The following is a 14,797-nucleotide window of genomic DNA, read 5'->3' as shown; positions in this document are numbered from 1 at the left end:
CCACGTCGACGACGGCACCTTCCTCTGGCGCAGTCCGTACGGACACGCCTACCTGCGTGACGAGACCGGAACCCGCGACGTCACCCCCGACCCCGCCGCCACCCGGCAGCGACTGATCGACGCCCACCGCGCCGGGACTCCACCCGAGCAGTAGCTGCCCCGCCCCACACCCCGCCAGGCACCACTCGGCGGGGACACGGGCATGCCACCACCGCGCCTGCCAGGGGTCTCGACGAGCTCGACCACCGTGTGGTCGCCGCCCTACGCCACTCACCGGGTCTCGACGAGCTCGACCACCGTGTGGTCGCCGCCCTGCCTACCTCGCCGGGTCTCGACGGGCTCGACCGCCGTGTGATCGCCGCCCTGCCTACCTCGCCGGGTCTCGACGGGCTCGACCACCGTGTGGTCGCCGCCCTACGCCACTCACCGGGTCTCGACGGGCTCGACCTCCGCTGGTCGCCGCCCTGCCTACCTTGCTGGGTCTCGACGGGCTCGACCTCCGTGTGGTCGCCGCCCTGCCTACCTCGCCGGGTCTCGACGGGCTCGACCTCCGTGTGGTCGCCGCCCTGCCTACCTCGCCGGGTCTCGACGGGCTCGACCTCCGTTGGGTGGGGTCAGTCGTCGGCGGTGTAGCGGGGGTCGACCTGCTCGGGGTCGATGCCGAGGAGCTCGGCGACCTGCTCGACGACGACGGTGAGGACGAGGGCCTCGAGGTCGGCGCGGGTCTCGGCGCGGTGCTCGATGGGTCGGCGGAAGACGACGAGGCGGGTGGGGGTGGTGCCGGTGCCGCGGACCATCGACGCGAGCGGCACCGTCTCGGGGCTCCAGTCGTCGGGGATCTGCGGCGTGTCCTCGACGGCGTACTCGACGAGCCCGAGCCGGTCCGCCCACCGCTCGTCGACCTGCGTCACCAGGTCCAGGACCAGCGAGTCGAAGCGCTCGCGGTCGGTGCGGAGCTCGGGCGTGCCGGGCCGGCGGGGGAGTACCGCGGGCCCGCGCATGCCCCGCCCGCGCCGGTCTCGACGGCGAGGAGGGGCAGCGGCGGGTTCCACAGCAGCGAGCCTAATCCGCGTCCGGCGTCGCGGGCGGTACGGTCTGCGCGTGAGTCCCGCCCGTCGCTGTTCGCGTACGGCGTGTGGCCGCTCGGCGGTCAACACGCTGACCTACGTCTACGCCGACCAGACCGCCGTCCTGGGACCGCTCGCGACCTACGCGGAGCCGCACGCCTACGACCTGTGCGACCAGCACAGCGAGCGGCTCTCGGCGCCGCGCGGCTGGGAGGTGCTCCGTCTCGCCCCGGACCCGGCGGCTGCCGGTCCCTCCAGCGACGACCTGCTGGCGCTGGCCGACGCGGTCCGCGAGGCCGCCCGCCCGGTGCCCCCGCCGGTCCCGCCGCCGTCGCTCGAGACCGGCCGCGAGGTGGCCCGTCGCGGGCACCTCCGGGTCCTGACCAGCGAGTGACGACCGGTCGGCACTAGGCTCCCGTCCATGGCCGAGGCACTCGACCGGGACGTCTCCGGAGTCTTCAAGGCGTACGACGTCCGGGGCACCGTCCCCGACCAGCTCGACGCCGACCTCGCCCGCCGCACCGGCGCGGCGTTCGTGGCGGTGACCGGCGCGCGCAAGGTGGTGGTCGGCCACGACATGCGCCCCAGCTCGCCGGACCTGGCGGGCGCCTTCGCCGACGGCGTCACGACCGCCGGCGCGGACGTGGTCTTCATCGGCCTCGCGTCGACAGACCAGCTCTACTTCGCCTCCGGCCACCTGGGACTGCCCGGCGCGATGTTCACCGCCAGCCACAACCCGGCGCAGTACAACGGCATCAAGCTGTGCCGCGCCCACGCCCGGCCCATCGGCATGGACACCGGCCTGGCGGAGATCCGCGACCGGGTGCTGGCCGGGGCCGGCGCAGACTCGCGCGACGCCGCCCCGCGCACCGGCTCGATCGTCCAGCAGGACGTCCTCGAGGCGTACGCCGCCCACCTGCTCGCGCTGGCCCCCGTGCGCGGCCGCCGGCTCAAGGTGGTCGTCGACGCCGGCAACGGCATGGCCGGCCTCACCGCCCCGGCGGTCTTCTCCCGGCTCGGTGCCGAGCAGGTCGAGCTGGTGCCGATGTACTTCGAGCTCGACGGCACCTTCCCGAACCACGAGGCCAACCCGATCGACCCGGCCAACCTCGTCGATCTGCAGCGCCGGGTCGTCGCGGAGGGCGCCGACATCGGCCTCGCCTTCGACGGCGACGCCGACCGCTGCTTCCTCGTCGATGAGCGCGGCGCGGCCGTGTCGCCCTCGGCGCTGACCGCGCTGATCGCCGAGCGTGAGCTCGCCAAGGAGCCCGGCGGCGTGGTGATCCACAACCTGATCACGAGCCGCGCGGTGGCCGAGATCGTCGTCGAGCGCGGCGGCCGCCCGGTCCGCAGCCGGGTCGGCCACTCCTACATCAAGGAGCTGATGGCCGAGACCGGCGCGGTCTTCGGCGGCGAGCACAGCGGCCACTTCTACTTCCGCGAGTTCTGGCGCGCCGACTCCGGCATGCTCGCCGCGCTCCACGCGCTGGCGGCCCTCGCCGAGACCACGGCGCCGCTGTCGGAGGTGCTCGGCCGGCACGAGCGCTACGTGGCCAGCGGCGAGATCAACTCCACCGTCGCCGACCCCGCGGGCGTCCTCGCGCGGCTCGAGACGGCGTACGCCGACGGGGTGACCAGCCTCGACCGGCTCGACGGGCTGACCGTCACCCACACGGACTGGTGGTTCAACGTCCGCCCGTCCAACACCGAGCCCCTGCTGCGCCTCAACGCGGAGGGCCGCGACGCGGCCACCATGGAGCGGATCAGGGACGCCGTCCTCGCGACCATCAGGAGCCACGCATGAACCTCGACCCCGCCCTGCTCGCCATCATCGTGTGCCCGGCCTGCCACGGCGAGCTGTCGGAGCAGACCAGCGGCGAGGCCGGCGAACAGCAGACCGAGTTGGTCTGCGGTTCCTGCGGCCTGGCCTACCCGGTCCGCGACGGCATCCCGGTGCTGCTGGTCGACGAGGCCCGCAAGCCCGCCTGACCCGGGTCGACCTTGAGCTGAGGGGAGCAGAGATGGCGACGTGGTTCGACGAGTCCCGGCTCGACGACGAGACGGCCCTGCAGCGGGTCGATGCCCCGCTGCGCCACCTCGCCGAGTCCGGCGCGCGCGTGCGCAAGGAGGTCACCGGCGCGGCCGAGGCGCTCGAGCGCGCGGTCGCGGCGAGCCGCGAGCAGGCCCGACCGCGGGCGGTCGTCGCGGCCGGTCCCGACTCCCGGTTGCTGCGGGCGGTGCTCGAGCCGTGGTGTCCGGTGCCGTTCGTGGCCTGGCCCTCGGCCGCGCTCCCCGGCTGGGCCGGCAGCCTCGACCTCGTCGTGGTCCTGGCCCCGGACGGCTCGGGGTCCGGCACGGCCTCCGCCGTCGCCGAGGCCGTACGCCGCGGCTGCCAGGTGGTCGTCTCCTGCCCGCCGTCGTCGGTCGTCGCCGAGCACGCCGCCGGGAGGTACAGCCAGATCCTGCCGTCGACCACCCGTGACCAGCTGGCCTCGGCGGTCGTGATGCTGGAGTACCTCGAGCGGGTCTCCCTCGGCCCCCGGGTCGACGCGGAGCGGGTCGCGGATGCGATGGACGAGGTCGCGATCGCCTGCTCGCCCCACCACGACCTCGCCGTCAACCAGGCCAAGATGCTCGCCATCGCGCTCGCCGACGCCACCCCGCTGGTGTGGGGCGGCTCGGTGCTCGCCGCCCGGGCGGCCCGCCGGCTCGCCGAGTCGATCCGCCGGGCGAGCGGCCGCACCGCCCTCGCCGGCGACGCCGAGCACCTCCTCCCCGTCATCGAGGCCACCCGCCAGCGCGACGTCTTCGACGACCCCTTCGACGGGGGCGGCCCGAGCGAGCACCGCCCGATGCTGCTGGTCCTCGACGACGGTGCCGAGGAGGCGTGGATCCGCGAGGACCGGGGCCGGCTGCTGGCCGCCGCGGAGGCCCGCGGGGTGCGGGTCGAACGGCTCGACACGGACGCCCTCACCGAGGTCGCCCGCTACGCCTCGCTGCTGCTCACCGGCACCTACGCCACGACGTACCTCACAGTCGGCCTCGTCGAGGACTAGACCTCGCCCGTGCGGGGTAGACGGTGGTCGTGCGGACGACACACCAGACTGACGCGCCCCGACGGTCGAACACGCGTGACCCGTGGTTCGACAACGCCAAGATGGCCCTGGTCACGCTCGTCGTGGTCGGCCACGCCTGGGTCCTGCTGCCCAGCACCGGGCTGAGCGACACCCTGTACGACTTCCTCTACGCCTGGCACGTGCCGGCGTTCGTCTTCGTCACCGGCTACCTCTCCCGCAGCTTCGAGTGGGACCGGATGCGGCTGTGGAAGCTCGTGCGGACGGTCGCCGTCCCCTACGTGATCTTCGAGTCGCTGCTGGCGCTGTTCCGGATCCACGTGGGCGGCGAGGAGCTCGAGGAGCTCTTCCTAGACCCGCACTGGCCGATGTGGTACCTCTCCGCGCTGTTCTTCTGGCGGCTCATGACTCCGCTCTTCCGCGGGATGCCATGGGGGCTGCCTGTCGCCGTCGGCATCAGCCTGGCCGCCGGGCTCTGGGCCGGGGACACCTTCGACGTGGCCCGCATCCTCGGCCTGCTGCCCTTCTTCGTGGCCGGGCTCAAGGCCCGTCCCGAGCACCTCGAACGGCTGCGCGACGCCCGCTGGCGGCCCTACGCCGTCGCCGTGCTCGCCACGATCCTGGTCCTCTCGCTGTGGACCGACACCTGGGCCGCGACGGAGTGGCTCTACTACCGCGCCATGTACGACGAGCTCCCCGGCGGCGACCTGCGGGCGTTCGCCACCCGCTCGGCGGTGCTGCTCATGGGGGCCCTGGGTGCCGCGGCGTTCCTGTCGCTGGTGCCGCGCCGTGGCGGCTGGTTCACCCGGATGGGCACGTGGACGCTGGTCGTCTACCTCTTCCACGGCTTCCCGGTCAAGGGCGCCGCCTACGCCGGCTACGAGGCGATCGGCGCCTGGGGCGCCGTGGTCGGCATCCTGGTCACCACCCTGCTGGCGGTGGGGCTGGCACTGCTGCTCGCCTGGGAGCCGCTGGCGTCCCGGCTCAACCTCGTCGTCGACCCGATCGGCCCGGTCGAGCGCCGGCTGCGTGCCCGCCGCGAGCGCGCCCGCGCGGCCGACGGCGCCGGCGACCAGGCGGGGGAGCGCGAGCGGGAGACCGCCGGCGCGGGGCCGGGCCGCCGCTGACGACCCGCTAGCCTTCGCGTCATGGCACCTGCGCAGGTTCTCCGGTGAGCGGCGGCCTCGTCGGCCTCCTCGACGACGTCGCCGCCCTGGCCCGTCTCGCGGCGGCGTCCGTGGACGACGTGGGCGCCGCGGCCGGCCGCGCCAGCGCCAAGGCGGCGGGCGTCGTCGTCGACGACACCGCGGTCACCCCACAGTACGTCCACGGCGTTGCGGCCGACCGCGAGCTACCGATCATCCGCCGCATCGCCAAGGGCTCGCTGCGCAACAAGCTGCTCTTCATCCTGCCCGCGGCGCTGCTGCTCAGCGAGTTCCTGCCGTGGCTGCTGACGCCGATCCTCATGCTCGGCGGCACCTACCTCAGCTACGAGGGCGCCCACAAGATCTGGGAGAAGCTCCGCGGCCACGAGCACCAGAAGCTCGCCGTCGAGAAGGGCCCGGAGGCCGAGGCCGGCATGGTCGCCGGCGCGATCCGCACCGACTTCATCCTCTCCGCCGAGATCATGGTGATCGCGCTCAACGAGGTCGCCAGCGAGGCGTTCCTGCCCCGCGCGGTCATCCTCGTCGTGGTCGCCATCGGCATCACCGCGCTGGTGTACGGCGTCGTCGCACTCATCGTGAAGATGGACGACATCGGGCTGAGCCTCGCCGAGCGGAGCTCCGCCCTCGCCCAGCGGGTGGGCCTCGCCCTGGTCCGCGGCATGCCGAAGCTGCTCGCGATGATCTCCGCCGTCGGCGTCGTCGCGATGCTCTGGGTGGGCGGCCACATCCTCCTCGTCGGAGTCGACGACCTCGGCTGGCACGGGCCCTACGACCTCGTCCACCACGCCGAGGAGGCGGTCCGCGACGCGGCCGGCGCCCTCGGCGGGCTGCTCGCCTGGCTCGTCAACACCGCCGCCTCCGCGGTCATCGGCGTCCTCGTCGGCGCGGTCGTGGTCGCAGCGATGAGCGTCCTGCCGTCGCGCAAGGGCCACGGCGCCGCCGCCCACTGACGGGGCCCATTGACGGGGCCCACTGACGGGCCCGGAACGGGGCCTCGAGGATTCTGCCGGGGCTGGTGTGGCGCTCTACGCTGGAGAGGTCCGCGTGGGAGATCCCAATGTCGCGCAGATGCGTGCACGCAGACCCTGCTCCACACTCACGAGGAGACACCTCATGGACTTCAAGGTCGCCGACCTCAGCCTGGCCGACTTCGGCCGCACCGAGATCACCCTCGCCGAGCACGAGATGCCCGGCCTCATGGCCATGCGGGAGCGCTACGGCGACTCCAAGCCGCTGGCGGGTGCCCGGATCGCCGGCTCGCTGCACATGACCGTGCAGACGGCGGTGCTGATCGAGACCCTGGTCGACCTCGGCGCCGAGGTGCGCTGGGCGTCCTGCAACATCTTCTCCACCCAGGACCACGCGGCGGCCGCTGTCGTCGTCGGCCGCGAGGGCACCGTCGACGCCCCCGCCGGCGTCCCGGTCTTCGCCTGGAAGGGCGAGACCCTGGAGGAGTACTGGTGGTGCACCCAGCAGATCCTCGACTGGGGCACCGACGAGCTGGGCGAGGCCCGCTTCGCCAACATGATCCTCGACGACGGCGGCGACGCGACGCTGCTCGTCCACCTCGGCGTCGAGGCCGAGAAGAAGGGCGAGGCGCCCGACCCGGCCACCGCCACCAGCCACGAGCAGAAGGTCATCTTCGACGTGCTCCAGGCCTCGCTCGCCGAGAGCAAGGACCGCTGGACCAAGATCGCCAACGAGATCCAGGGCGTCACCGAGGAGACCACCACCGGCGTCCACCGCCTCTACGACATGATGAAGGCCGGCTCGTTGCTCTTCCCGGCCATCAACGTCAACGACTCGGTCACCAAGTCCAAGTTCGACAACAAGTACGGCTGCCGCCACAGCCTCGTCGACGGCATCAACCGCGCCACCGACGTCCTCATCGGCGGCAAGGTCGCCGTGGTCTGCGGCTACGGCGACGTCGGCAAGGGCTGCGCCGACTCGCTGCGCGGCCAGGGCGCCCGCGTGATCATCACCGAGATCGACCCGATCTGCGCGCTGCAGGCGGCGATGGACGGCTACCAGGTCACCACCCTCGAGGACGCCCTGCCGACCGCCGACATCATCATCACCGCGACCGGCAACAAGGACGTCGTCACCGTCGACCACATGGCGCGCATGAAGCACCAGGCGATCGTCGGCAACATCGGCCATTTCGACAACGAGATCGACATGGCCGGCCTCGAGTCCTTCCCGGGCGTCGAGCGCAAGAACGTCAAGCCGCAGGTCGACGTGTGGACCTTCCCGGCCGCGGGCGACCGCGACGGCCACTCGGTGATCGTGCTGTCCGAGGGCCGGCTGATGAACCTCGGCAACGCGACCGGCCACCCGTCGTTCGTCATGTCGAACTCGTTCACCAACCAGGTGCTCGCCCAGATCGAGCTCTTCACCAAGCCCGCGGACTACCCGGTCGGCGTGTACGTGCTGCCCAAGCACCTCGACGAGGAGGTGGCCCGGCTCCACCTCGACGCCCTCGGCGTCAAGCTCACCACCCTCAGCGAGGGCCAGGCGTCGTACCTCGGCGTCCCGGTCGAGGGCCCGTACAAGTCCGAGCAGTACCGCTACTGACCCGCACCTGCCACGCCAGGCACTGCCCGGCTGGCAAGATTGAGGCATGACCCAGTCACCACCTGCGGCCGGCAAGGGACGCGTCCTCGTCGTCGACGACGACGCGTCCCTTGCCGAGATGCTCACCATCGTGCTGCGGCAGGAGGGCTTCGACAGCCGGATGGTGGCTCGCGGCGACGAGGCGGTCGAGGCGTTCCGCGAGTACCGCCCCGACCTCGTGCTCCTCGACCTGATGCTGCCGGGCAAGGACGGCATCGACGTCTGCAAGGAGATCCGCTCCGAGAGCGGCGTCCCGATCGTGATGCTGACCGCCAAGGGCGACACCATCGACGTCGTCCTCGGGCTGGAGTCCGGCGCCGACGACTACGTCGTGAAGCCCTTCAAGCCCAAGGAGCTCATCGCCCGCATCCGGGCCCGGGTGCGGCGCTTCGACGCGCCCGCCCAGGAGTCGCTGTCGGTGGGCGACCTGACCATCGACGTGGCCGGGCACTCCGTGACCCGTGACGGGAAGCCGATCAACCTCACCCCGCTCGAGTTCGACCTCCTCGTCTGCCTCGCGCGCAAGCCGTGGCAGGTCTTCACCCGCGAGGTGCTCCTCGAGCAGGTGTGGGGCTACCGCCACGCCGCCGACACCCGGCTGGTCAACGTGCACGTGCAGCGGCTGCGGTCCAAGGTCGAGCACGACCCGGAGAACCCCGAGATCGTCGTCACCGTCCGAGGGGTCGGCTACAAGGCCGGTAGCTCCTGAGCCATGGCCACTCCGAGGGCCGACGACCCGGCAGGCGACAGCGGGACCGGCCGCAGCCTCCCCGCCGCCGTGCGCCGCGCGCTGACGTTCTGGCGCCGCTCCATCCAGGCGCGCGTCGTCGCCAGCACCGTGCTGCTGTCCGCGCTCGTGGTGAGCGCCGTCGGCTGGTTCCTGCTGCAGCAGACGCGTGAGGGGCTCCTCAGTCACCGCGTCGAGGCGGTCGTGGCCGAGGCCAACAACGAGACCGCGCAGGCCCGCGAGCAGCTCGGTGCCGCCGGCGGTACCGACGTCGACGTCGGCGCCCAGCAGCGCGCGCTCGTCGAGCCGATCATCGTGCGCGGCAACACCCGCGGCTTCGGCGTCGTGATGGCGGGGCCGGTGGGGGAGGAGAGCAGCCGGATCGCCGACGGCGGGGCGAAGTTCACCCAGGGCCTCGACCGGTCCAGCGTCCCCGAGTCACTCGAGGAGCATTTCTCCCAGCGCGCCCCGACCGCGTGGACCTACACCGAGATCCGCTCCGAGAACAGCCGCGGCGAGACCGTCGTCGAGCCCGGCGTCGTGGTCGGCTCGCAGGTGCGGCTGCCCGCCGACGGCGAGCTCTACACCCTCTACTACCTCTTCCCGCTCTCCGAGGAGGAGGAGACCCTCGCACTCGTGGCGCGGGCGCTGCTCACCGCCGCGGTGCTGCTGCTCGTGCTCGTAGCCGGGCTGACGTGGCTGGTGACCCGGCAGGTCGTCACCCCGATCAGGATGGCCCGCAAGGTCGCGGAGCGGCTCGCCGCCGGCCAGCTCCAGCAGCGGCTGCGGGTCTCCGGCGAGGACGACCTGGCTCGCCTGGCGACCTCGTTCAACCAGATGGCCACCAGCCTGCAACGCCAGATCCGTCAGCTCGAGGAGCTGAGCCGGGTGCAGCGCCGCTTCGTCTCCGACGTGTCCCACGAGCTGCGCACCCCGCTCACCACGGTGCGGATGGCCGGCGACGTGCTTCACGACGCCCGCGAGGACTTCGACCCGGCCACCGCCCGCGCGGCCGAGCTGCTGCAGTCCGAGCTCGACCGGTTCGAGACCCTGCTGGTCGACCTCCTCGAGATCAGCCGCTTCGACGCCGGGGCGGCGGTGCTCGACCTCGACGACGTCAACCTCGTCGACGTGGCCCACCGAGTCGCCCAGAACACCCGCGTGCTCGCCGAGCAGCGACACACCCGGGTCATCGTGAGGTCGCCCGACCACCCCTGCCTGGCAGAGGCCGACGTACGCCGGGTCGAGCGCATCGTGCGCAACCTCGTCACCAACGCCATCGACCACGCCGAGCGGCACGACGTCGTCGTGCACGTCGCCGGCGACGAGCACGCAGCCGCGATCGCTGTCCGCGACTACGGCGTCGGCCTCGGCACGGGGGAGTCGGCCATGGTCTTCAACCGCTTCTGGCGCGCAGACCCCGCCCGGGCCCGCACCAGCGGCGGCACCGGCCTGGGACTGTCGATCTCGCTGGAGGACACCCACCTCCACGGCGGCTGGCTCCAGGCGTGGGGCCGCCCGAACGAGGGGGCGCAGTTCCGGCTGACGCTGCCGCGGCGGGCGGGCGACACGCTGCGGCAGAGCCCGCTGCCGCTGGTGCCCGACGACGCCGGCACCACGCCCCGCACCACGCGCGGCGCGGCGCCCGGAGCAGGGGAGCCGGTCCGGTGAGCCGGTCCAGCACGTCGAGCCGGTCCAGCACGTCGAGCCGGTCGATGGTCCGCGCCCTCGCGCTGGTGCTCGCCTGCCTGCTCCCGCTGGCGGCCTGCGTGCGGATGCCGAGCAGCGGCCCGGTGGTCGAGACCGAGGCGGACGGGTCGCTCGAGGAGCGCACCGGCATCTTCATCGACCCCAAGCCGCCGCGGGCAGGCGCGCTGCCGGCCGAGGTGGTGGCCGGCTTCCTCGATGCGATGACCGCGACGCCGATCCAGACGACCACCGCCCAGGAATTCCTCACCCGCGACGCCCAGGCCGCCTGGGACCCGGGGGAGCGGACCATCACCTACGACGAGGCCACCCAGCCGCGCGGCTCGACCACCGTCCGGGTGCGGCTGCGCGGTGCGGAGTACTTCGACGCGCGCGGCTCCCACCAGGGCCCGCTGCCCGCGGACGAGCGGCGGCTGGCGCTGCCGATGCAGCGCGAGGACGGGGAGTGGCGCATCGCGCGGGTCCCCGACGCGCTGATCGTCCCCGAGTCCTGGTTCGAGCAGACGTTCCGCCGGGTCTCGCTCTACTTCTTCGACCCCTCCGCCCGGATCCTCGTCCCCGAGCCGGTCTTCGTGCCGGCCGGCGACCAGTTCGCCACCGCGCTCACCACGTCGCTGCTGCGCGGCCCGGGCCGGGCCCTCGACGGGGTCTCCCGCACCTTCATCCCGTCCGGCCTGCGCTTCGGGCTCTCGGTGCCGGTCACCGAGGACGGCGTCGCCGAGCTGACCCTCGAGGGGTACGCCGGCCAGCTCTCGCCACAGGCCAGCGAGCTGATGCTGGCCCAGCTCGCCTGGACGCTGCGCCAGGACCCGTCGATCCAGGCGCTGCGGGTCACCCTCGGCGGCCAGCAGGTCACGCTGCCGGGCGGCCGCACCCAGGTCGACGTGGACGAGGGGTCGACGTACGACCCGACCGGGCTGCAGAGCAGCGGCCTGCTCTTCGGCCTGCGCGAGGGACTCCTCGTGGCCGGACCGGCCGAGGGGCTGGGCGCCGTGGACGGTCCCTTCGGGACGACGGAGCAGGGTCTCCGCTCGGTGGGGGTGAACCTCACGGGTGACCGCGCAGCTGGGGTGACCACGTCGGGCGACCGCGTGCTCGTCGCGGCCGTCCGCGGCGAGGAGGAGCGGGTCGAGCAGGTCGCCAGCGACGGCGTCGACCTGCTGCAGCCCGCGTGGGACTTCTCCGACCGCATCTGGCTGCTCGACAACCGCCCCGGCGGTGCCGTGGTCACCCACATCGGCCCGCGCGGACCCGAGACCCTCGAGGTCCCGGGCATCACCGGACGCCCCGTCAGCGCGTTCCTGGTCTCGCGGGACGGTTCCCGCCTCGTCGCCGTGGTGGACCGCCCCGACGGCGACCAGATCCACGTCAGCCGCATCGTGCGCGACGCCAACGGCCGGGTGCGCTCCGCGACGCCGGCCGAGAGGATCGCGTGGGAGGGCGAGAGCGGGCTGCGCATCACCGACATCGCCTGGAGCTCGCCGACGTCCGTGGCCGTCCTGCACCGCGTGGCGAAGGAGCTCTTCCAGGTCCGCACCCTCTCGGTCGACGGGGCGGGCTCCGGCATCGACGACCTGCTGACGACGATCCCGGTGCGCGCCGAGGCGCTGGCCGGCTCGCCGGTCACCACCGAGGGGCTGTACGTCGTGACGGCCTCCAGTCTGTTCGACCCGCGCAGCGGCACGACCGGTGGGCTCCGCCTCGACCCCGAGGTGACGTCCATCGGCTATCCCGGCTGACCCTCCGGTCCCGCTCGTCCACAGCGCGGCTCGACCCGGTTGCCGGTCGGCCGGCGCGGGGGCGACGCTCAGGCGTGCGCGATGCCTTCACGGACCTGGTCCTCGGCGGCCGGTGCGTGGGCTGCGAGCGTCCCGGACGGGTGCTGTGCCACGGCTGCCGGACGGGCCTGCCCGACGAGGCGCGGGTGGCGTGGCCGCAGCCGACGCCCGCCGGGCTGGCGGTGCCGTGGGCGGCCGCCGAGTACGACGGCGTCCCCCGGGCGATGGTGCTCGCCCACAAGGAGCGGGCGGTCCTCGGGCTGCGGCGTCCCCTCGGCGGGCTGCTGGCGACGGCCGTGGCGGCCGCGGCCGCCGGTGCCGGCGCCGAGCCGGCGGACCCGGTCGCGCTGGTCCCGGTCCCGGCCCGTCCCGGCTCCGACCGGGCCCGCGGGCACCGACCGCTCCTCGACGTGGTCCGCGCGGCCACCCGGGCGCTGCGCCGCGCCGGCGTCGACGCGGGCGTGGCGGGCCTGCTGGCCTCGCGGGGCGCCGTGGCCGACCAGGCGGGCCTCGGCGCGGAGGAGCGGGCCGCCAACCTGGCCGGGTCGCTGTGGTGCCCTGCCGCCCGGGTCGCACGACTGGCCGGCCGGTCGCTGCGGGTCGTCGTGTGCGACGACGTGCTCACCACCGGCGCGACCGCCCGCGAGGCCCAGCGCGCCCTCGAGGCGTCCGGAATCCGGGTGCACGCCGTCGCGGTCATCGCCGCCACCCGACGCCGTACCGCCCTCCGCTGAGCGGGTGTGACGAACGAGTCGTGCCCATCGACAGAATTGCAGGGCGGGACGCCTTTCGTCGGGGCACGTCACCCGTTAGCGTCACATCATGGAGTCCGCCCGGGTCCGTGGTTGCGTCGTCGGGACGCACTGGGAACCCAGGGCGAGCCGTCGACTAGCCGATGCCAGTCGCAGGCGAAACGGCCCACGTAACCACTCCGCAGGTCTCGACCCGCGGGTGGGATCACGGTGCGGCTTAGAGGTAAGTCCTGCCTCGTCCCCATCGTCAGACACGGTGGTCGGCGGGAGAAGGCCGGTAGTGGCAGAGAAGCTGCGAAAGCCTCAGCAGGCGGTTGTGGGGTCGAAGACCAGGTCGGCCGGGCGGACTCCAGCCGTGCCCCGGCCTCCGGACTCGTGACGGAGCGAGCCGGGGCACTGTCGTAACCAAACGGATCACGGGAGGTTCACATGGAAGTTGTGGTCACTGGTCGTCACTGCGAGCTGTCCGATCGGTTCCGCAGTCACGTCGCGGAGAAGCTCTCTCGCCTCGAGAAGCACGATCACCGGATCATGAGGGTCCAGGTGGAGGTGGAGCTGCAGCGCAACCCGCGCCAGCACGACCGGGCCGTGAAGGTGGAGCTCACCGCCTTCTCCAAGGGACCGGTGATCCGGGCCGAGGCCGCTGCCGAGGACAAGATGGCCGCCCTCGACGTCGCCGTCGACAAGATGGCCGCCCAGATGCGGCGCGCCGCGGACCGCCGACGCGTCCACCACGGTCGCCACACCCCGGTGTCGGTCGGGCAGGCCCTGGCCGGGACCCCGGCCGTGGGCAAGCTGGCCCACGAGGGGGAGGACACCACCACCGAGCGCAAGGTCGGTCCGATCGACGTGACCGGCGACGGCCCCCTGGTGGTGCGGGAGAAGACCCACCCGGCAAGCCCGATGACCCTCGACCAGGCCCTCTACGAGATGGAGCTGGTCGGGCACGACTTCTACCTGTTCGTCGACAAGGAGAGCGAACGACCCGCGGTCGTCTACCGGCGCCGCGGCTACGACTACGGCGTGATCTCGCTCGACCTCGGACCCCGCGACTAGCCGGGACGAGGCGGCGCGCGACCGCCCACGGCACACGGCGGGCTGGCCCGGCAGGGTCAGTCCGCCGTTCCACGTCACCACCCGTCTGTGCGTGCCGACCACCCGGTCGTGCCATGATGCGGGGGTGGCTGCACAGGAGACCAACACGGGGGCGGAGCCGATCCGGGTCCTGGTCGTGGACGACCAGGAGCTGTTCCGCCGAGGGCTGACGATGCTGCTCGCTGCGGAGACCGGGATCGAGGTGGTCGGCGAGGCCGGCGACGGGCTGGAGGGCACCGCCCTCGCCGCGAGCGTCGCGCCGGACGTCGTGCTCCTCGACATCCGGATGCCGAAGCGCACCGGGATCGAGGCCTGCCTGGCGATCAAGGACACCGTCCCCTCGGCCAAGATCATCATGCTGACGGTCTCCGACGAGGAGGCCGACCTCTACGAGGCGGTCAAGAGCGGCGCCTCCGGGTACCTGCTCAAGGACTCCTCGATCGAGGAGGTCGCCCAGGCGATCCGCGTCGTCTCCGAGGGCCAGTCGCTGATCAGCCCCTCGATGGCGGTCAAGCTGATCGACGAGTTCAAGCAGATGTCGAAGCCCGAGCGCGACCACGTCCCCGGCCTCCGGCTCACCGAGCGGGAGCTCGAGGTGCTCCGGCTCGTCGCCAAGAGCATGAACAACCGGGAGATCGCCCAGGAGCTGTTCATCTCGGAGAACACCGTCAAGAACCACGTGCGCAACATCCTGGAGAAGCTTCAGCTCCACTCGCGCATGGAGGCGGTCATGTACGCCGTCAAGGAGAAGTTGCTCGACCTCCCGTGACGCCCGGGCACGCACGCTGGCGGCGTTGTCGGCGCTCGACGGCCAACCC

Annotated in this window: 14 protein-coding genes; 13 read left to right on the top strand and 1 reads right to left on the bottom strand. The window is 72.9% G+C overall.

The features are described 5' to 3' along the window. Positions 1-614 precede the first annotated feature (614 nt). Positions 615-1,001 carry a metallopeptidase family protein gene (locus ACFP2E_RS13280; protein WP_378523639.1) on the bottom strand — a complete coding sequence of 129 codons (387 nt, stop codon included), beginning with the start codon at positions 999-1,001 and terminating at the stop codon, positions 615-617. 100 nt (positions 1,002-1,101) lie between these two features. Between ACFP2E_RS13280 and ACFP2E_RS13275 the strand changes: the two genes are divergently transcribed. The 13 genes from ACFP2E_RS13275 to ACFP2E_RS13215 all read left to right on the top strand — a co-directional run bounded on the left by ACFP2E_RS13275 (position 1,102) and on the right by ACFP2E_RS13215 (position 14,748). Beyond that, complete coding sequence (locus ACFP2E_RS13275) at positions 1,102-1,461, top strand: DUF3499 domain-containing protein (RefSeq protein WP_378523638.1); 360 nt, start codon at positions 1,102-1,104, stop codon at positions 1,459-1,461. A 27-nt stretch (positions 1,462-1,488) separates the two neighbouring features. Next, a complete protein-coding gene (locus ACFP2E_RS13270) occupies positions 1,489-2,871 on the top strand; it encodes a phosphomannomutase/phosphoglucomutase (RefSeq protein WP_378523637.1) in 1,383 nt (460 codons plus the stop codon). After that, positions 2,868-3,056, top strand: coding sequence for a Trm112 family protein (locus ACFP2E_RS13265; RefSeq protein ID WP_378523636.1), 189 nt, complete (start codon positions 2,868-2,870; stop codon positions 3,054-3,056). The genes ACFP2E_RS13270 and ACFP2E_RS13265 overlap by 4 nt, the downstream gene beginning before the upstream one ends. A 32-nt stretch (positions 3,057-3,088) precedes the next feature. Further along, positions 3,089-4,123 carry an SIS domain-containing protein gene (locus ACFP2E_RS13260; protein ID WP_378523635.1) on the top strand — a complete coding sequence of 345 codons (1,035 nt, stop codon included), beginning with the start codon at positions 3,089-3,091 and terminating at the stop codon, positions 4,121-4,123. Positions 4,124-4,152: 29 nt separating this feature from the next. After that, positions 4,153-5,268 carry an acyltransferase family protein gene (locus ACFP2E_RS13255; RefSeq protein ID WP_378523634.1) on the top strand — a complete coding sequence of 372 codons (1,116 nt, stop codon included), beginning with the start codon at positions 4,153-4,155 and terminating at the stop codon, positions 5,266-5,268. A 44-nt stretch (positions 5,269-5,312) separates the two neighbouring features. Next, a complete protein-coding gene (locus ACFP2E_RS13250; RefSeq protein WP_378523633.1) occupies positions 5,313-6,257 on the top strand; it encodes a DUF808 domain-containing protein in 945 nt (314 codons plus the stop codon). A gap of 163 nt (positions 6,258-6,420) precedes the next feature. Next, positions 6,421-7,881, top strand: a complete 1,461-nt coding sequence (gene ahcY, locus ACFP2E_RS13245; RefSeq protein WP_378523632.1) for an adenosylhomocysteinase — start codon at positions 6,421-6,423, stop codon at positions 7,879-7,881. 46 nt (positions 7,882-7,927) lie between these two features. Next, positions 7,928-8,629: an MtrAB system response regulator MtrA gene (gene mtrA, locus ACFP2E_RS13240; RefSeq protein ID WP_378523631.1), complete on the top strand. Its 702-nt coding sequence runs from the start codon at positions 7,928-7,930 to the stop codon at positions 8,627-8,629. Positions 8,630-8,632: 3 nt separating this feature from the next. After that, positions 8,633-10,318, top strand: coding sequence for an MtrAB system histidine kinase MtrB (gene mtrB / locus ACFP2E_RS13235; RefSeq protein WP_378523630.1), 1,686 nt, complete (start codon positions 8,633-8,635; stop codon positions 10,316-10,318). Continuing rightward, the gene (locus ACFP2E_RS13230) at positions 10,315-12,093 is read left to right on the top strand and encodes an LpqB family beta-propeller domain-containing protein (protein ID WP_378523629.1); all 1,779 of its coding nucleotides are present in this window, start codon (positions 10,315-10,317) and stop codon (positions 12,091-12,093) included. Before mtrB ends, ACFP2E_RS13230 begins: the two co-directional genes overlap by 4 nt. Positions 12,094-12,167: 74 nt before the next feature. Further along, on the top strand, positions 12,168-12,866 hold the full coding sequence (locus ACFP2E_RS13225) for a ComF family protein (protein ID WP_378523628.1): 699 nt from the start codon (positions 12,168-12,170) through the stop codon (positions 12,864-12,866). Between the two features lie 447 nt (positions 12,867-13,313). Beyond that, positions 13,314-13,940: a ribosome hibernation-promoting factor, HPF/YfiA family gene (gene hpf / locus ACFP2E_RS13220; RefSeq protein ID WP_378523627.1), complete on the top strand. Its 627-nt coding sequence runs from the start codon at positions 13,314-13,316 to the stop codon at positions 13,938-13,940. Positions 13,941-14,064: 124 nt separating this feature from the next. After that, the gene (locus ACFP2E_RS13215; protein WP_378523626.1) at positions 14,065-14,748 is read left to right on the top strand and encodes a response regulator; all 684 of its coding nucleotides are present in this window, start codon (positions 14,065-14,067) and stop codon (positions 14,746-14,748) included. Positions 14,749-14,797 lie beyond the last annotated feature (49 nt).

The sequence above is a fragment of the Nocardioides sp. GCM10027114 genome (assembly GCF_042659625.1).
Classification (GTDB): Bacteria; Actinomycetota; Actinomycetes; order Propionibacteriales; family Nocardioidaceae; genus Nocardioides.
This window is presented reverse-complemented; position numbering and strand designations above follow the sequence as displayed.